Below are 19,554 nucleotides of genomic sequence, written 5' to 3' on the forward strand. Positions count from 1 at the left end.
AGATTTGAACGGTCACCCCGTGGCCCCTCAAGGGGCACCTTTCTCCGGTGCCTTTCTGTGCTTGTTTGGGTGCTAATTTGAATGGGCTGTTTCACCCGATTAAAATGATGCAAGGTGTGACTTTTGATCGCCTTTGCTTTTCTTTGTTTAGGCGCAATTTTTCATGGAGTCATTCAGGAGGACTCCTCTGCTGTGCGATGGGATTTATGCAATGCCATTTTTCATTGTTCAAAAAACTCCGGCCAATGATTGTTTGAAATAAATCCTTTATAAGAAAGGTGCTGCGGTTTATTGAAAATCACATCACCCTCGTGGCCCTCAAGGGGCACCTTTCTCCGGTGCCTTTCTGTGGCAGTGAATGTAGTGTGTGTTCAATTTGAAAAGGCAGGAAGGAAGGGGGGGGGCCGCCGCCGCCACGTCGGGGAGGGGGGGGGGCCCGGCCCGCCGGGGGGCGACCCAAAACATAAAAATAAAAAAAAAAAAAATATTTCCCCTGTCCCCGCCTTCTCCTTTTTTGTTAAGAGCGGGGGGCGGCGGGCCCCCCGGGGCCGCCTTCTGGCCCGTGGCGTTGCATGTAATTTGTGTTCAATTTGAAAAGAATGGCCAGTCATCGGATGACTTGAACCAAATTTTAAAATGAAACAAACTGATTAGAAGTCATCCGGATGACTCCTTTTTTTGCTGTGAATATTCAAGTTCGAAGAGTCACCCCGTGGCCCTTCACGGGGTGACTTACATATGGAAATACCCTGTAAACAATCTTGCATGGGAGAATCCATACCAACGAAATGTATTAAGTTGCAGGAGCTGAAACGGCTGTTTCTTTTTAAGAAAAACACCTTCATATTTCAAACACTGTTCGTGGGCAGACTCCTTTTTCTATTCCTACTCTTACTAAAATTTTCCGCAGTAACCGCGCAGGAGATGACGGACGCAGAAAAATACCGTTTGGAATATCAACATGCTACCGATGATACAAGCCGTATCAATGCGCTCCGGAAAATGGGCACCACCTTCACGAATTCAAATCCTGACAGTGCTATCATCTTTACAAAACTTGCACTTGCCGCCGCAAAAAAAGCAGGATGGTCAAAAGGTATTGCACAATGCAGTCTTAATCTGGGCGTCTATTACCAGAACAGCACGAGCTTCGACAGTGCATTTGCATACACTAACCTTGCGCTTGAAGCAGCGTTGAAAATGAATGACAAGAATCGCCTCGCACTGATTTATATCAACAGAGGTACACTGCTCACCATTACATCCAAATATGAAGCAGCGCTTGCCGACCTGAAGCAAGCAGTGCAATTGAGTGAAGAAGCGAATAATAATGATCGTTTAGCGAGAGCAAGTATCTCTCTTTCGCAGCTCTATATGTACCAGGAAAACTGGGAGGCGGCACTTCCCTGGACGGAGAAGGCATTGGCACTGCAAACCGGGTTGGGAAATATTCAGCAAATAGCAATTTGCAAGGTTAATTTAGGTGGCCTCTATTTAAAACAGAAGAAATATACTGCAGCGGAAAAAACATTATTGGAAGCATTAAACATTGGGGATAGTCTGGCAGATAACTCCATCATCGCAAATGCTTCCATGTCACTTTCAGATGCTTACCAGGAATCAGGGAACAATGCAGCCGCCATCAATTACCTGAAAAAAGCAGTGACAGCCTCCATGCAAATGGAGAATGTGAATTTGCTGGCAATTGCGAGTTACAATTTAGGCAACGCCTATTACCTCAACAATGAATTTAACAAAGCGCTTCAATCTTATTCCACCGGAATCAATGCGGTGAAAGAAATGAAAGAGATGGAATATGAGCAGTCAATAAATTATGAAGGACTCTCTAAAACTTATTTTAAGCTGAATGATTACCAGGATGCATACCAGGCATTGTCAAAGTATGTGGTATTGAAAGATTCAGTGAATAACCGCCTGCAGAATAAAAAACTGCTGGAGTTGCAAACACAATTTGAAACGGAACAAAAAGACAAAGCCATTGTGCTGCTGAACAAAGAGAAAATGCTTCAAACGGCAGAAGTGAAGCTGCAGCGTGAACTGAAAAATTTTTTTATTGGCGGCGCAGTGCTCTTGCTGCTGATTGCCGGACTGTTGTGGAACCGTTACTATATTAAACAGCGTGCAGCCAAAGAACTCGGAGAAAAAAATATCCTGGTAGAACAGGCAAAGCAACGTGCTGAAAAAAGCGAACAATTCAAGTCGCAGTTTCTTGCAAACATGAGTCATGAAATACGCACGCCTATGAATGCAGTAATGGGCATGACGAATCTTTTATTGGACGAACCGCAGAATGAAAAAAATACCCGTTATCTGTCTGTCATCAAACATGCTTCCGAAAACCTGCTGGTAATCATCAATGATATTCTTGATCTCTCGAAACTCGAAGCAGGCATGATGGTAGCTGAAAAAATTCCGTTTGCATTGCAGGATGTTGTAACGAGTGTCCGTGATACGTTGCAGATGAAGGCGGATGAGAACGGCTTAATATTCACTACAGGCATTGGCAAAAATGTTCCTGCTGTTGTAATGGGCGATCCTTCACGGCTTTCCCAGGTATTATTAAACCTTGCAGGCAACGCTTTAAAGTTCACAGAGCAAGGCAGCGTAACCATTGAAATTGCTGCAGTACAGCAGGATACAATTCAGGATATCAATAATAAAATTATTGCATTGCGCTTCTCCGTTTCAGACACAGGCATCGGCATTGAAAAGGAAAAGCTTACCAAAATATTTGAAAGTTTTACGCAGGCAAATGCTTCAGACACCCGGAAATTCGGCGGAACAGGATTGGGACTCACCATCTCCAAAAATCTGGTGGAATTGCTGGGTGGAAAATTAGAAGTGGAAAGTGAGCTGCATGCGGGATCTGTATTTTCTTTTGTGTTATCAACGGAAGTCGGCACAAGCGAACAACTTAATAATTTTCAACTCCGGCATGAAGGTTATTCCGCGGATGATTTGTTCGGACTAAAAATTCTGCTCGCGGAAGACAATGAGCACAATCAACTGGTGGCAGTGGACACGTTGAAAAAAATGATTGCTGAAGTGGAGATTGAAGTCGTGAATAATGGCACCGGGGTGATTGAACTTTTAAGAAAAGAACAGCCCGATAAAAATGCAGGTGAAAAATCCAGTGCTCGTTTTGATCTCATCCTGATGGATATTCAAATGCCGGAAATGAATGGCTTTGAAGCAACGCGCATCATCAGAGCTGAATTTCCGGATCCCATTTCACAAATACCCATCATTGCACTTACCGCCAGCGTTGTCCGCAGCGATCTTAAAAAATGTATGGAAGCCGGTATGAACAGTTATGTCGTTAAGCCTTTCAGTAAAGAGGAATTGCTGCGGGAAATTGGAAAAGTATTGCAGCGAAGTGAAAAGCAGGTTATCCTTCACACAAATAATTTCTTAGCAGGAAATAAAGCGGAAGCAAACGCTGAAAGGCAGTCTGCTCAATCAAATTCCACCGTTACAGATCTCTCCCGCTTAAAGAGCCTGTATGACAACGACCGCGAAAAAATACGGGAATATTTCAGGCAGTTCATCGCAATAGTACCGCAGAGAATTCAGCAATTAAAAGTGGTAGCAGATGAAAAAAACCACGAAGGAATCTACCAGGCAGCTCACCGCTTAAAACCACAACTGGGATTTTTTGGAATGAAAAAGGAAGAACTGATTGCCAATGCCATTGAAATCAGGGCAAAGGATCTTTCTGCAATCGAATTACAAACGTTGATTGACCAACTGGAAGAAGGTTGTAATTTGGCAGTAAGGGAAATTGAAACGGAGCTGCACCGTATTTCCTGATCATAAAACGGAGCAGCCAAAACAAGATTTAAAACACACTGCATTTAACAGCATGCCGGTTTGGAGAATGCAGCAACCTGGTTATGAGCATTTATAAATCCATTATTATTGACGACGATGCGTTCATCCGCAAATCGCTGCAGGATTACCTGCAATATTCGTTTCCGGAATTAAACATCGTCGCCATTTGCAGTGATGCTTTTTCAGGATTGAAAGCCATAGAGCAGCATCAGCCCCATCTTGTTTTTCTGGATATTGAAATGCCCGGCCTCAGCGGATTTGAGATGTTGAACAAGATCAATCCGATTCAATTTGAAATCATTTTTATCACTTCCTTCGATCACTATGCAATTAAAGCCATCCGTTACAGCGCGCTTGATTATTTGCTGAAACCGATTGATCCCGTGGAGTTGAAAATTGCGATTGATCGTTTCAAAGAAAAAAAAAGCGCATCGTCCGCACCTGTTCCGCTGCTGCAAAATTTCATCAGTAATCTTAACGCAAAAACACCGGATGATTTTAAGCTGGCTATTTCCACCACACAAGGAACCTTGTTTCTTCCAATACAGGAGATTATCCGGTTGGAGGCCGATGGCAGTTATACCTTATTTCACCTTCGGGAAAATAAAAAACTGCTGGCCTCACGTACGCTTAAAGATTTTGCCGATCTGCTGGATGAGCAACGTTTTATCCGCGTTCATAAATCGCACCTTGTCAACAGGCGCTATGTAAGACGTATTCTGAACACACACCATTTATTGATGGAGGATAATACAGAAGTGGAAGTATCAAGAAGAAAATGGGATGATGTAAAAAATATTCTGAAGGAGTCTGCAGAATGATACCTTAGCGTTATCCCAACGTAAACGCACTTCATTTAAAACGGTATGCTCCCGTACCGGATAAAAATCAGTCACCTTTAATTTTGAAAGTAAAATGAAACAAACGTTTTACACAGCAATTACCGCGTCCTTGTTTTTAATAATCGCTTGTAATTACCCATCCAATCAACAGCCAACCCACAATGAAAGCAACACCGGCACTCTTTTCATAATCGGTGGTGGAGATCGTGATGATACGCTCATGCAGCAGATGATTGATGTTTCGGGATGGAAAAAAGGAGATGTCATCACTGCCATTACACTTCCAAGCACTTATGACAGCTCCTACTATTGGATCAACCATCAACTGCAACAGATGACGGGTCAGGCCTGTGTAAAGTTTGATTCAGCGGCCATACACGATGAAAAAAAACTGGACTCACTGTCTCAGTCAAAAATCATTTTTATAGGCGGCGGCGATCAGTTGCGTATGATGCAATTGATAGAAGGCAGTGAAGTAAAAAAGATTATTCAGCAAGCCTACCGGGAAGGCGCAACCATTGGCGGTACCAGCGCCGGCGCTGCTGTTATGAGTAGCCTGATGATAACAGGAAACCAACTGATGGACACCGTTTATGCATCCACTTTTCCGGTACTGCTCGATTCGAACCTCGAGTTAAAAGAAGGATTGGGTTTATTGGACAGCGTGATTGTTGACATGCACTTTATTGCACGAAGCCGTTACAACCGTTTATTCTCCGCCATCGTTGAACATCCGGAATATCAGTGCATTGGTATTGATGAAACCACCGCCATTATCATTCACAACGATTCTGCAACTGTTGCGGGAGTGAGTGAAGTAATGGTAATTGAAACACCAGATGAAATTCGAAAGGGCCCACATCATTTAGTGGGAGCAAGAGATATTGATGTGTCCGTTTATTTGCCGGGTGACCAGTTCCCAATCAAAAGATGAAATGAAAAGCAGAGCTCCTTTTCAGGAAAAAAATTATTGCCGTTCAAAAGCATGTTTTTCATTTCCTTCAATTCACAATTGAAACCGGACGGTTAAATACCACTTCATCTGTAATAATTCTCAACCAATAGATTCCCGTTGGAGTGTCTGACTTTAACGAAATGGATTTGCTCAGCATTCCATCAACAACTTCCGTGTTTTCTGTGTACACTTTTTGTCCGATCGCATTGATCATACAAATTGTTACTTCACCAACGTATGAAGGGTCTGTTTGAAAATCAAGATGGAATGATCCGTCAGAAGGATTGGGATAGACATTCATGCTCACGTCATTTTCTGCATCAACATTTTCAAGCTTGCATCCTGTTACGATTTTGCCGCCCGACAATTGAGTGCATCCATTTTGTGTGGTGGCAAGATATTTATAGGTTCCCGGTATAATAGCCGTATAAACAGTTCCGGTTACTCCGCTGATTACAAGATCATCCTTATACCATATATAAGTATAACCGGCAGTCACTTTCGCATTCAGCACCACGAAGCCAGCTTCACAGATATTCAATTTGCCGACTGCTGTAATTTTAGCAGTAGCGCCGGCAAAATTCTCTATTGTGGAAGTTGGTGACAATTTGGTGCATCCTGTGCCATTCGTCACGATTACGGTGTAGCTACCTTCAATCATAGTGCTATAGCTGCTCGCTGTGGCGCCCGCGATGCTCGCCCCACCATTCTTCCATTGGTACTGTAAGCCGGTTCCGGTATTTGCCTCAAGTGTAGCAGTTGCGCCCGGACAAACTTTAATGGTGCCAGATGGAGTGATGCTTGATTTTGGCAATGCCTTCGTATTAACTGTTGTATTAGCTGAAATAACACTGCAGACTCCAATAGCCACCGCTACTGAATAGACCGCTTCACTTGACGCATTGTAAGTGGATAAAGTAGCACCTGAAATATTTATCCCGTCTTTTTTCCATTGATAAATAAGATTTGCTCCCGTGTTGGCCTGCAGTAGAATAGAAGTACCTGTACAGATAGTAATTGAACCGGAAGGAACAACGGTTGCGGTTACCACACCTTCATCAATTTGAGTATCACAATCATCATCTAAACTGTTGCAAACTTCCGCAGTGCCCGGATGTATGCCGGGTTCATCATCATTGCAATCCGAAGAATTTAAAACATATCCTGACGGCGATACTGCATCGCAAGAGTTGATGTACACTGCCGCATTTCCGTAACCGTCTGAGTCATCATCCCGGTAATAAGTGAATGAGTTTCCTCCTTCGTCTGTTTGCGTGTCACAATCGTCATCAATACCATTACAGGCTTCTGTTGCATCCGGATGAATAGCAAACCCACCGGAAGCAGGATCATCATTACAGTCAGTAGCACTTTCCACAAAACCAACAGGTTCGACACAGGATAAAATGCCACCTTCAGCATCGCCATATCCGTCACCATCCGCGTCCGGATAAAAAAGTGATTGCACGCCATCATCAATTTGTGCATCACAATTATCATCTAAGCCATTGCATACTTCTGTTGCTCCCGGATAAATGTGCGACTCAACATCATTACAATCACTATTGTCTGCAACGTAACCTGACGGAGCAGCACAAGCAGTTAAAGCGGCACCTGGATTTCCAAATCCGTCCATATCAGCATCGGCGTAGAAAGCAGTTCCCGCGATTTCATCGGTTTCGCCGTTGCAGTTGTCATCGATATTATTGCAGGTTTCCTGTGCTCCGGGATGAATGGTTCCGGTTGCATCATTACAATCCAGATCATTCGAAACATAACCTGATACAGAAGAACTTCCCATTACCCACACACTGTGATTTCCGAAGCCGTCATAATCATTGTCTTTATAGAAAGTATCTGTTGTGGAATATCGCAACTGTAACTGACTCGTGTCTTTAAAAATTTTGATTTGAGAAAGCGTGATGATACCGTCTTCAAATACCTGATCCCCGGATTGAATGGTCTGTCCCTTGTGAATCACACTCCAATAAATAATCGCATGCGGTGGTGGAAGAAATTGCTGGCGCCGGCGAGGTGTAATATCCACTGTTCCGGAGTCGGGATACACAACGATCAGATCGTTCATGGCATTTAAACCGCGAATCAGGCAATTCGCTTTCCAGACAAATGCGCTGTCAGTAACATTGTCCACCCAATCCATTGAACCATTTACTGATCCATATGGTGCTCCACTGCTTTTAATGCCCACTCCATAATATTCATTCAGACTACAGTTGCTGAAGGCAGGGTAAGACTTGTTTCTGCTATACCTGAGCACATCAAAATTGTTGTCCGTCCAAAAACCACCCGTGCCGTCGTGTTCGCGCTCATCCCAGAAATAATAGCCACCGGCATCGTTTGCATTTAAAGAGTCATAATACATTGGTTTCTCTGTCCAGCCCAACGTGACGTCTGATTTTCCATTAATGGCATATATAGGTGGCAGGTCCCTGTTTTTAAAATGGTGTAGCAGCCAGGCACAATTTACAGCATCAACTGTATTGTATCCCAGATTACATGGTAAGTTGGTGGACATTTTGCCCAACAATGCATCCACATCCTTGCGGTTTTTCTGTCCCGGATTCAAGGAATTAAACGCTACAGAATCATTTTGAAATCCAATATTAAAGCAGGGAACAGATGCATGTACCGCCGCAATTTTTTCAGGATACGTGAGCGCATATAACACTGCACCACAGGCGCCGGCAGATGAACCTGAGAGATAAATACGGTTAGAATCAATCGACAGATGCTGAATGGCCCAGTCGATAGTAGCTTTATACATTTGTTGAAAAAAATTATTATTGATACCTGAAGCGGGAACTGTATTTTGCTTTTTGTAAATATCATAAGTGGAATTGGCTCCCCAGAATCCTCCATTGTCTCCGTTAGGAAACAGAAACTCAAGATTCAAATTCATTTCATTGGAACTAACAGTCGTAATACCCGAGAATAAATCAGATCCTCCTCCATGAAATTTCACTGTTAGCGGTTGATTGCCGGAATTGTTATTTCGATACAATAAGAAATCAGATGCCATAAATCCCGCGGCCATCATGGATGCCTGTGTGATTTCTCTTTTAAAGCTTACAAAACTGGTGTATAATTCTGTGGTTCTCCCACTGATCAGAATTGTTTTTTGAAAAACCGGTTGCGGTGTTTTTACCAATTCGACAATTGGCTGCATAAGAGAATTGACACCATACAGCAAGGTCGTATCTTCTGAGTTATTTGATTTAATAGTTACTGCATAATAATAATTTCCACTGGCAAGTGTGGTAGCTACCATGAGACCCTTTGAAGGAGGGAGCGGCGTTCCGCCCGAATCAATGCATAGGTAATTGTTCTGATTGTAATGAGCAGTGAGATCAAAATCCAACGCACTTTTCTGAACCGTCCAGCCGAGGTATTCGCACGCGGACAATTGCCAGCCATGTGTTATCGGTGATTGGGAGCGGTATACTTTATAGTAGTTATTCTGATTGCTTTGATTTGTCCATGTTAAAAACACCTGTCCATTCCTGTAAAAACCATTCAGGCCTGTAACATGGCTGGCTGACAGTAATTGCGGAACCACTGCAAATATTACCATGCAAGCTAATAGCAACCGGTTTCGAAAGCACAGGTTGCTTATTAGGTTTTTATTCAACAGAAAATCCTTTTGAATTGGATTTGTATTTGAACACGACTTAAAAGTGAAGGCTATTTCAAACATGCGCGACTTGCTTTCTGTCAGATCTCAGGAATGTGGCCGGACAGTAAAATAAATTATGTCGCATAACTGGTGTAGTAACCGGTAAAAAGAATAATGGATGGATTAATGGAGTATTTATTTCATCGATTTTTATTTCACGACCAATCTGAAAGCCAGGATAGAAATATTATTTCAACCACTAACGCTTCTATTTTATACGCGCTGGTATCGAAATGATGCCCATCAAACGAGCATTGAAAATGGTTTCCGAAAAGTGGCTTTTGAAATCAGTCAGGCAATTACGCAAAGCCCGAAAAGAAAAACTGAAGCGTATGATCTTCTGCATTTCGAAACTTTGCGCGAAAATATCTATTACGAAAGTTTTTCATTTTGGTTACGATTCAGGATCAGCTAATATTTAATAATCAGAAGCAGCGCGACAATTTGAGGTGCACCTGCATGCAAACAATCTCCCATTTTGTCAACTGATTTTAGTTATTTCGCTTTCTCTCATTACGTTTGAAACACCAGCATTTCATTTACCGGCTTCAAGATGCCTTCCATAAGAAATATTCTCTACCACATCTTTTCCTTCTCGGTAATTGCAATTGCCTTTTTGTTGCCTGCATTCCCGCGTACCACTGGTTTCTTTATTGCTTTGCTCACGTTGGTGTGGTTGGTTGATGGCCACCTGATTGCAAAATTGCGGCTGCTCGCATGGCAGCCGCTGGCGTTGGTGTTTATTGCCGTTTACATTGCCTGCCTGCTTTGGATGATACCAACTGCAAATCTTTCTAATGGTCTGCACAACCTGGTTTTAAAAATTTCGCTGTTGGTCTTTCCATTGATTTTTTTTGCTCCCGGAAAACTTCATTTACCGCCTGTTCGAGTGGTACTGCGTTTTTTTATTCTTGGATGTCTGCTATGTTCCATCATACTGCTCTCCCTTGCCGCTTACGTTTATTTTTCAACCGGCAAAAGCCACTTTACCTACACGTCGCTCACAGAACCACTTACTATTCATCCGGCATTTATCTCGATGTATTTCATCTTTTGCATCTTTTCACTGCTGCTTCCTTTTTTAGAAAGTAAGGTAAATCACCTTTTTGGCAGCGCATTCCTTTCCATGGCAGGTATTGCTTTTTTTATGCTGATGATATTTTTGTTGTCGGCCCGGCAAGAAATCATCGCGCTATTGCTGTTATTGCCTGCATCATTCCTGTATTATTTTTTCAGAAGAAAAAAATTGTTAACTGGTATTGCCATCAGTGCCACTTTGGCCGGAGGTCTGCTATTATTAATTCTGTTGGTGCCTGAAGCAAAAATGCGGCTACAGAAAATGCAATCGCAGTTGGAAGAACCTTATACTAATACTGCACCCAATAGTGTAACGATGAGAAAGGTGATTTGGCAAAGTGCCCTTGAAATCATACGCGAACATCCATTGGGTGTAGGCACAGGAGATGTAAATGATGTATTAAAAGAGAAATACCTGGAAAAAAATCTGCTTTGGCCGCTGAGCGAAAACCTGAATGCGCACAACCAATATCTTCAGTTAACTATTGGATTGGGTCTTCCGGGCTTGCTTCTTTTTCTCTTTTCATTGATTACTTCCCTAAAGTCGGCGATCGTTGCACGGTATTATATTTACCTCTTGTTCCTGTCGTTGTTTCTGTTTTGCATTATCACAGAATGCATGCTGGAAACAGAAGCCGGCGTGGTATTTTTTGCTTTTTTTAATTCGTTGCTGGCGAATGAAACGATGATGATCCGAAATAATAATGCATTCCGTAACACGCCTTTATTGTGAACGATTTCTTCTGTTCAGACTCCTTAGCGCCACATATTTCTGATAAGTGTATCCGGCGCTGATACTGCAAACTTTCCATCCTGTAGCACCATCCAGAAATCCGAAACGTATAATATAATTGCGAAGAAACGCTGCCAGCGTTTTCACATACACCATCAGTAGGGTTATTTTTCTTTTTTGCAGATACATTTCATCAGCGGCGATAGCTGCATACCGTTTCATTTTTTCCCGGTAGGCACTTTCTGATTCCGCTGTATAATGCAGCAGGTCGCCGCTAATCCATCCCGAACTTGTTTTCGGCAGCAATTCAAATTTATCGTGCGGATTGGTACCACCAAATGTGCCTTTGTATTTGTTGAACAACCTCAGCTTTCTATCAGGATACCAACCACTGTGATGCACCCATTGACCGCAAAAACAGGTGAGGCGATTCATGAAATATCCGTCATGCCGTCCGTTGTTTTTTACGCTGAGAATGGATTGACGCAATTCCGGAGATAAGCATTCATCTGCATCAAGTGACAATACAAGCTGATGAGTGGAAAGCGACACCGCAAAATTTTTCTGCTCCTTGTGCCCTTCAAAAATATGCTCCACAAATCTTACGGAATAGCTTTCACAAATTTCCTTTGTTCGATCCGTTGAAAAGCCATCCACCACCACTATTTCATCCGCCACTGCTGTAACTGAATCCAGACACTTTCCAATATTCTTTTCTTCATTAAACGTGATGATGACCACAGAAAGCGGTGTCATGATTTTTCCGATTGAAGGAATACATAGATCAGCAAAAGAAACTGGAGGTAGAAGGCTGTTCCCATTTGTTCTTCTACAGTTGCTTCAGTTAAAAACGAAGAAAGTACTATGATATGAAAACAGATGAACAGGATATTTTGCAGGTTTCTCCTGTTAAAGAGCGGCAGCAAAACACCTAAGCAAAAGACAAGCAATCCGATTGTGCCGGTACCTGCCGCAACAAACACAAACTGGTTGTGAGGCAACAGGTTTTCACGCGGATGCTCAGGTGCTTCCTCCAGTCTTCTCGTCATCTCTTGTTTCAGATCACCAATTCCAACACCTGCGACTGGATGGTCCCTGAACAATTCCATTCCCTTTTCAATAGATAAAATACGTCCGCCATCTGACAGGCCCGAAGCATTATTGAATTGAAATAATTGCTGGAGATCATATTTCATGTAGTTCACCTTTGCCTTTACCGACGGTAAAATCAGGTACGCTAACACGGGCAACAGTACTACCGTTGCGGCAAGGAATAATGCCGATTTCAATTGTCTGCCACGAAAAATAAAATTAAAGATCAGGTACACCACACAAGCATAAAACGCCACCAGGCCACTTCGCACCGCTAACAGGTGGATGAAAAAAATCAGGTAGGCGCTAAAAATGGCGATCAGCCATCGTTCCCAGGAATACCGGATCTCCATTTTCTTTACGATGATAAAATAGCCGGTGAAAATGGCGAATGCAACCATGAGTGAATACCGGATATGGCTGAAGGGCGTATCAATTACCCGGCCCTGCTTATAGGCATTGTTGATTTCTTCAAAGTCGGCTGCAAAATGGAGGGTAATAATGAGTGTGGTGAATACCACCATATAAAAAAAGAAATAAAGCAAAAAGCTGAAGCGCCTTTCTGTAATCGTATTTTTTAAAGCGGCGAAAGCGATCGGAAGGGCGAGGAATGGCAATTTAAGCCGCACTCTTTCAAGAAAAAAAGCAGGGTCTTCCGTCGAATTGAAACAACTGAAGGCATAAAGAAAAAATAGCAGGGAAAGCGCAACCAGCACACGATCGTTAAAAAATGTGCGGAATGTTTTGCGCGGATCAACCAGCACCACCGCGTAACCGATCATCACCATCATGCTGATGCTGACCATCGCACGCGACATAAACATGCCGGCAATACCTGCGGCGAGCGCAAGAAACGGAATGATTTGCAGATAGCCTTTAAGCGCTGAATATTGCTTTTGATGCTCCAATGCTTCAAAGGTAAACGCTAATAACTTTTGTAGAAATATTTATTCACTTATTTTTAAGGCGTGGCGGAAGAGTTGAATACCATTATGAAAAGCAACAGCGACCTGTTTGAAAAGGAATTCCTTCCTCATGCAGAAGCATTGTACAACTTCGCTTTTCACCTTACCTATGATGAAGATGATGCCAACGATCTTGTTCAGGACACCTTTTTAAAGGCTTTTCGCTTTATTGATTCCTATGAGCGCGGAACGAATGGCAAGGCGTGGTTGTTCAAAATTCTCAAGAATGGATTCATCAACGAATACCGTCGCAAATCACGCCAGCCAAATGAAGTTGACTTTGAAGATTTTGTTGCTTACCAGGAAAGTGATATCGCTGCCGGTGTTGGCAACATGGATTTGCGGGAAGATGTTTTCCGGGGACTCATTGGCGATGAAGTTACCAAAGCAGTGAATGGATTGCCCGTAGATTTCAGAACGGTGATCTTGTTGAGCGATGTCGAAGGATTTACATACGAAGAAATTGCAAAAATAATTGACATACCAATCGGCACTGTTCGTTCACGACTGCACCGTGCACGCAACCTCATGAAAGAAAAATTACGGGAATATGCAAAAAAAATGGGGTATAAAGAGAATCGCTGAAGCTTTAGGACTTAAAGCAAAAAGCAATGCAAAAGTTTATAATTGTAAAGAGACCATGAAGCACGTGATGTTGGCGCTTGATGGCGAACTTTCTGCTGATGAAGAGAAAGCATTTCTTTCGCACATCAATCATTGCTCGCGTTGCCTTGAAAAATATGAGATTGAAAAAACGTTCAAACAATTTCTTACCGAAAAAATTTCGCGTCATCCGATTCCCGGTCAATTAGTCGATCAGATCCGTTCCCGTATCCTGGGTAAAGCTGACCACTGACCCCTTACATGATGGCAACTTCCTCCCTGCTGCAAAAACTTGAATACGGCGATATAAAATCACTTGCCCGTGCCATTACCCTTGTTGAAAATGACATGAAAGGAAGTGCCGAGCTTCTTGAAAAAATTCATGTCCGCGAAATTCCGCTCATCGGCATCACAGGACCGCCAGGTGCCGGAAAAAGTTCATTAGTAAATGCACTTGTTCATCACTTGCTGAAAAAAAATTGTAAGATCGGAGTGGTGGCCGTTGATCCTTCCTCCCCTTTTAACTTCGGCTCTTTGTTGGGTGATCGCATCCGTTTAGCGGATCATTTTAATCATCCCAATGTGTATATCCGTTCTATGGCCACACGCGGTTCGCTCGGTGGCTTATCAGAGAAGATCATGGAAGTAACAGATGTGATGCGGGCTTTTCCATTCGATTATATTTTTATTGAAACTGTTGGCGTCGGACAATCGGAAGTAGAGATTGCCGGATTAGCTGATACAACAATCGTTGTGATGGTACCGGAAGCAGGCGATGAAATTCAAACGATGAAAGCCGGCCTGATGGAAATCGCCGATATCTTCGTAGTCAATAAAGCCGACCGTGCCGATGCCGATCGCTTCGCTAAAAATCTTCGTACACTTTCAGCATCTGGCATGACCAAAGAATGGATGATCCCCGTTTTAAAAACCGTAGCGACCAATGATGAGGGTATTGATGAATTGCTTCAGCAAATACAATTGCACCACGATGCACGGCTTTCCAATACGCGCAAATTAATGTTGCTGGCGGAAAAAGCATGGCGGATCATTCAGATGGAAAGGATGAATAATATTGACAGGAAGCAATTATTAAATTCATTGAAGCACGAACTATCTCACAGTGATTTTAATATCTACCGCTTCGCGAAAAAATTTGCGTGAATAATTTAACATCATTGCAAAGAGCGAAGCGACGAAACACGCTGCTATGTTGAAGGGATTGCTTCGCTCATCGCAATGACGCCGATTGCTCAAACAATCTTCCCCCGTAGCGCTTTTGTAATTGCTTCACCTTTGGAATGCACCTGTAGCTTGCGGTAAATATTCTTGATATGACCATTTACCGTATCCACGCTGACGAAGCAAGTGTCGGCAATAAGCTTGTAACTCATTCCTTCTACAAGACATTTCAGCATTTCTTTTTCACGCACAGAAAGATTAAAACTATCATCCGCTTCTGTTGTAAGATTGCTTTTAAACATTTTCAAAACCTTGGTTGCCACAATAGGAGACATGGGCGCACCGCCTTCGTAAATTTCCCTGATGGAAGTAAGTATTTCTTCAGGAGGCATGCTCTTTAAAATATAACCCTGTGCGCCATTGCATATTGACTGAAATATTTTTTCATCATCTTCAAAAATGGTTTCCATCAGGATTTTTATTTCGGGAAAATGCGCTTTCAACATACGCACGGCTTCAATTCCGTTCACCACGGGCATTTCAATATCCATCAGAATCACATCCGGCTGCACAGAAGACGTTATGCGTACAATATCTTCTCCGTTTGCAAACGCACCGACACAGGTAAACCCATTGCTTGCCTCAATCAGTTTATACAAGCCCTGACGAAGCTGTGTGTTATCTTCAAATATTGCAACGCGAATATCTTTCATATATTCATTATTAGTCCTATGCTGGTTCCCATTCCTTTTTTTGATTCAATATTCAGCCGCGCATCAATTTCCATTGCGCGTCTCCTGATATTGTTTAATCCGTTGCCATTGAATTTTGCCGAAACATCAAAACCGATTCCGTCATCATGGATGACACAGGTTATCTCGCGGTTGTTGCGGGTAAGTAGTACAGAAGCCCGTTGCGCACGGGAATATTTTACAAGATTATTCATTGCCTCTTTGAAGATCAGATAAAAATTTCTGCGCATTTCCATCGGCAATTTTATTTCGTGCAATGTTTCATCAGTGCGGAAAATGAATTCTATTTTTTTTGCTTTCATCAGGTTATAACTCAGCGAGCGCATGCGCAGAATTATTTTATCAAACCCGTCATTTTCGGGATTGATAGACCAAACAATATCACTCATGCTCTCGATTACTTTTCGTGAACTCTCTCCAATCATATCCAATGCAAAATTTTGCTGTGACGGGTCTTTCTTTGCCACTTCGCTGTAAACAGAAATGCTGTTAAGTGTTGAGCCGATGTCATCGTGCAGGTCGGCAGCAATTTTATTCCTGATTTTCTGAAGAAACAGAATCTGGTTAATGCGGTTGCGGTAAAAGCCATAAGCAACAACCGCAACAGCCAACACTATTAAAACTCTGAACCACCATGTCTGCCAAAAAGGAGGAGTAATAATTAATTTGATAGTGGCTGGAATATCATTCCATACACCATCATTATTGCTTCCTTTTACCTTGAAAATATATTCCCGCGGCTCCAGGTTGGTATAATTTGCAAATGCCTTGCCGGCATCTGTATAAATCCAGTCCTTGTCATAACCTTCAGCATGTATGCATATTGGTTTCTTTCAGGATGAAAAAGGTTAAGTGCAGCAAATTCAAATGCAATTACATTCTGATTGTATGCAAGTTTAATTTCTTTACTCAGTTCTATTGGTAATTTAAGTATAGAATCCTTTGTCTTCGGTTCAACTGATTTGTTAAATAGCTTGAAGCCGGTAATGTAAACCGGAGGAATAAAACTATTATCCACTAATTCTTCAGGTCGAAATGAAAAAAATCCTGAATTCTCTGTTGCGAAGAATAGAACTCCATTTTTATCTTTAAATGCATTGAACCCGTTAGTTTCTCTTGCAGGCACACCCTCGCTTTGTGTGTAATTACGGAAACGGATTTTGATTTTTTCGTCAAACGGATTTTCAGGAGGAGTGAAACAACTAATGCCGTTGTCAGCGCCTAGCCAGTAATTACCATTATTATCTGCGACAATGCTCATGACCATATTGCTTATTAATCCATCCCTGGTGCTGAAGGTGCGAAACTTTTTAGCGCGTGGGTCAAATGCATTTATCCCTCCTGCCATTGTAGTAACCCATATATATCCATTTTTATCTTCCACAAAGTCATGTACAATATCGTCACTGATTGAAAAACTATTTTTATCATCATGCTTGTAAACTTTGAATGTTTCGCTGTCAGGATTAAAAGTAATCATACCACCATTCCAGCTTCCCATGTAAATGATTCCGCGCGAGTCCTCAAATAAATTATTAAGAGAGTTGGCGCTTACAGCGTTTTTACTCTCATTTTTTTTGAATGCATGAAATGTTCCGCTCTCAGGATTAAATGAATTGAATCCGCCTCCGGATGTAGTACACCAGAATCTTTCTTTGTTGTCCTCAAAATTCCTGTTACCGATTGAGCACTTACTGTTGTTGAATCATGCGGGTCATATTGATACCACTTAGTTTCCTTTGTATCGGGATTGTAACCTGCCAAGCCTTTCATGGTTGCAAACCAGATATTCCTTTGCTGTCCTCAAGCACTGCCATACTATGTTGTTCTCAAAACAACTTTCCTTTAACCATAAGATGAAGATGGTTAAACTTCTCAAAATTCCGGCTCTATATCCACTCCTGTAGAGCCGATATAAAAGTCTCCCCGGCTGTCTCGCAAAATGAAAAACAAAATTGTCGCTGATAGAATTTTGGTCTGCCGCATCATGTCGATAAGACTGAAACTTTTTGGTTTTTGTATCTGTCATATAAACCCCTTTATCAGTTGCGAACCACAATGCACCGCTTTTATCTTCGCAAAATGATGTTAAGCCTAAGAAGTTTTCTGAGCCGAAAGAAGTGATATGAAATATTTCTTTCTGAGCCCTGTCGTAATAATCATGCCGCCATCATTCGATGCTGCCCACAGATTATTTTTGCTGTCTTCAAATACGTACATAATCCGTTGCCTCCGTTTGCAAAAGGCAGTTGTGGAGGATGCAGATGTTCCGTAATTTTTTTTGCTCTTGTATTGTAACACATGATTCCGTTGTCGCTGCTGTTAATCCAGATATTGCCGTTGTGTCCCCGGCTTACTTCGTATATTCCAGAGTTAGCATCGGTGGTCACGGATTTCCTTGTGCCATAATCAAAATGCTTCATCACTTTTCCTGTTGAAGGATTAAAATAATCAACTCCCGGAGATGCGGTGGCAATCCAAAGATTCCCGTCTTCATCACTGCAAACGCTAGTAACAAAATTGTTGCTGATGGTAGTGGAGTCTCCATCGCGGTGCTGGAAATGAGAAAATTTTCCTGTGCGGGTATCTAGCTTGTTCAAACCTTTGAATGTAGGAATCCATACTATGCCGTTGCTGCCCGGAACCGTTCCGAAATTCTGGTCATCGCTTAAAGAATTTGTATCAGAAGGATTATGATTGTAAAAAATAAATTTTTCAGTTGCAGGATTGAATGAATAAACCCCCGTCATGGTGTTGTTAATCCAGATAATGCCGCTGCTGTCCTGCACCATTGGCGTGAAGAAACCCGGACGGATGTAATCGGTGTGTTCAGGGCTGTATCGGTAAGTTTTAAAAGTGTGTCCGTCATAACGGTCTAAACCCGTCCAGGTAAGAAACCACATAAACCCTTTTTTATCCTGCAGAATTCCGAAAACCTTATTGTTTGAAAGCCCCTGGTCTGTGGTGATATGCTGAACAGGTTTCAGGTGAAATGAAGAATCCTGTGCTCTGAGGCAATCAAAAGAGAAAAAAAATATGGGAAAAAGAATTAAGACAGCATCCCTGTATTTCATACTGCAAAGGAAAACATAATAAGTGTTTTATGCCCCCTTAAATAAGGGGTTTTAAATAATAAATCACCTTGTTCCAGTTATTGACAAGCGCTGTTATTCGAATCAACTTTGCACCGGACAATATAAACAAAACAAATGAAAACAATCAAAACAATTTTCCTGATTCTCGCACTCTCGCAATGAATCAAATGTCAAACGCACAATGGCTCACAAAAGCCAGCGGCCTTGAAACACCCCGAAGAGGAATTCAAGAGATGATTGCTGTAAACAGCAATGTGGTGTGGCAATAGCTTATGATGCCACTAATCCATTGTTCCCCCTCAATGAGTTCACCCGTTCAACAGATGGCGGCAAACATTGGATTGCAGGAAGCATCTCTGCCTTTCCTGATTATATTTTAGTCGGTATTGCTCCGGTTAGCGCAACTAAGTGTTATGGAACCATGTTTAGTCTCGACAACAGCATCGCAAAAATTGTGAAGACAAGTGATGGAGGAGCAACCTGGACGGAAAAACTCAGTTATGATTTCGGGGAATCATTCAGTTTCTTCGCTGATATTTATTTCTTCAATGCAAATGAAGGACTCGCCTATGGTGACCAAAGCGATGGTTACTTTACAATTTTTACTACCAGCGATGGTGGCAATAGTTGGACGAGGGTACCCGAGGCAAATATGCCTGCGCAATTTCTGCAGATGAAGCAAGTTACATTTATTCCGCCGAGGGAATAGGCA

15 protein-coding genes are annotated in these 19,554 nt (G+C 42.2%); 8 read left to right on the forward strand and 7 right to left on the reverse strand.

What is annotated here, in order from left to right; translation table 11 throughout:
- Positions 1-765 precede the first annotated feature (765 nt).
- From IPO83_07645 to IPO83_07655, 3 genes are all read left to right on the forward strand, one after another.
- Positions 766-3,831 carry a tetratricopeptide repeat protein gene (locus IPO83_07645; GenBank protein ID MBK9731147.1) on the forward strand — a complete coding sequence of 1,022 codons (3,066 nt, stop codon included), beginning with the start codon at positions 766-768 and terminating at the stop codon, positions 3,829-3,831.
- Positions 3,832-3,914: 83 nt separating this feature from the next.
- A complete protein-coding gene (locus IPO83_07650) occupies positions 3,915-4,673 on the forward strand; it encodes a response regulator transcription factor (GenBank protein MBK9731148.1) in 759 nt (252 codons plus the stop codon).
- Positions 4,674-4,767: 94 nt separating this feature from the next.
- Positions 4,768-5,628, forward strand: a complete 861-nt coding sequence (locus IPO83_07655; GenBank protein ID MBK9731149.1) for a cyanophycinase — start codon at positions 4,768-4,770, stop codon at positions 5,626-5,628.
- 67 nt (positions 5,629-5,695) lie between these two features.
- Here the strand turns inward: IPO83_07655 and IPO83_07660 are convergent, their stop codons facing one another.
- Positions 5,696-9,241 (reverse strand): T9SS type A sorting domain-containing protein, encoded by a 3,546-nt coding sequence (locus IPO83_07660; GenBank protein ID MBK9731150.1) that lies wholly within the window; start codon positions 9,239-9,241, stop codon positions 5,696-5,698.
- 655 nt (positions 9,242-9,896) lie between these two features.
- On the opposite strand from IPO83_07660, the gene IPO83_07665 reads away from it, so the two are divergent.
- On the forward strand, positions 9,897-11,153 hold the full coding sequence (locus IPO83_07665) for an O-antigen ligase family protein (protein ID MBK9731151.1): 1,257 nt from the start codon (positions 9,897-9,899) through the stop codon (positions 11,151-11,153).
- Here IPO83_07665 and IPO83_07670 read toward each other — a convergent pair.
- A complete protein-coding gene (locus IPO83_07670; protein ID MBK9731152.1) occupies positions 11,145-11,909 on the reverse strand; it encodes a glycosyltransferase family 2 protein in 765 nt (254 codons plus the stop codon). The genes IPO83_07665 and IPO83_07670 overlap by 9 nt on opposite strands.
- Positions 11,906-13,153, reverse strand: a complete 1,248-nt coding sequence (locus IPO83_07675; protein ID MBK9731153.1) for an O-antigen ligase family protein — start codon at positions 13,151-13,153, stop codon at positions 11,906-11,908. The genes IPO83_07670 and IPO83_07675 overlap by 4 nt, the downstream gene beginning before the upstream one ends.
- An 84-nt stretch (positions 13,154-13,237) precedes the next feature.
- Here IPO83_07675 and IPO83_07680 point away from each other — a divergent pair, with 84 nt between their 5' ends.
- Genes IPO83_07680 through meaB form a run of 3 tightly spaced genes read left to right on the forward strand, consistent with a single transcriptional unit; the run spans position 13,238 to position 14,977 of the window.
- Positions 13,238-13,795, forward strand: coding sequence for a sigma-70 family RNA polymerase sigma factor (locus IPO83_07680; GenBank protein ID MBK9731154.1), 558 nt, complete (start codon positions 13,238-13,240; stop codon positions 13,793-13,795).
- The gene (locus IPO83_07685) at positions 13,761-14,066 is read left to right on the forward strand and encodes a zf-HC2 domain-containing protein (GenBank protein MBK9731155.1); all 306 of its coding nucleotides are present in this window, start codon (positions 13,761-13,763) and stop codon (positions 14,064-14,066) included. The genes IPO83_07680 and IPO83_07685 overlap by 35 nt, the downstream gene beginning before the upstream one ends.
- Before the next feature lie 11 nt (positions 14,067-14,077).
- Positions 14,078-14,977 (forward strand): methylmalonyl Co-A mutase-associated GTPase MeaB, encoded by a 900-nt coding sequence (gene meaB, locus IPO83_07690; GenBank protein MBK9731156.1) that lies wholly within the window; start codon positions 14,078-14,080, stop codon positions 14,975-14,977.
- Between the two features lie 89 nt (positions 14,978-15,066).
- On the opposite strand, the gene IPO83_07695 is transcribed toward meaB, so the two are convergent.
- From IPO83_07695 to IPO83_07710, 4 genes are all read right to left on the reverse strand, one after another.
- Entirely contained in the window at positions 15,067-15,708 is a 642-nt protein-coding gene (locus tag IPO83_07695; GenBank protein ID MBK9731157.1) for a response regulator transcription factor, read from the reverse strand.
- Positions 15,705-16,361 (reverse strand): hypothetical protein, encoded by a 657-nt coding sequence (locus IPO83_07700; GenBank protein MBK9731158.1) that lies wholly within the window; start codon positions 16,359-16,361, stop codon positions 15,705-15,707. Before IPO83_07700 ends, IPO83_07695 begins: the two co-directional genes overlap by 4 nt.
- Positions 16,362-16,462: 101 nt before the next feature.
- Positions 16,463-17,248 (reverse strand): hypothetical protein, encoded by a 786-nt coding sequence (locus IPO83_07705; GenBank protein ID MBK9731159.1) that lies wholly within the window; start codon positions 17,246-17,248, stop codon positions 16,463-16,465.
- A 658-nt stretch (positions 17,249-17,906) separates the two neighbouring features.
- Positions 17,907-18,821: a hypothetical protein gene (locus IPO83_07710; GenBank protein MBK9731160.1), complete on the reverse strand. Its 915-nt coding sequence runs from the start codon at positions 18,819-18,821 to the stop codon at positions 17,907-17,909.
- 280 nt (positions 18,822-19,101) lie between these two features.
- On the opposite strand from IPO83_07710, the gene IPO83_07715 reads away from it, so the two are divergent.
- Positions 19,102-19,551 carry a hypothetical protein gene (locus tag IPO83_07715; GenBank protein MBK9731161.1) on the forward strand — a complete coding sequence of 150 codons (450 nt, stop codon included), beginning with the start codon at positions 19,102-19,104 and terminating at the stop codon, positions 19,549-19,551.
- Positions 19,552-19,554 lie beyond the last annotated feature (3 nt).

This window comes from Chitinophagaceae bacterium (assembly GCA_016717285.1).
Classification (GTDB): Bacteria; Bacteroidota; Bacteroidia; order Chitinophagales; family UBA10324; genus JACCZZ01.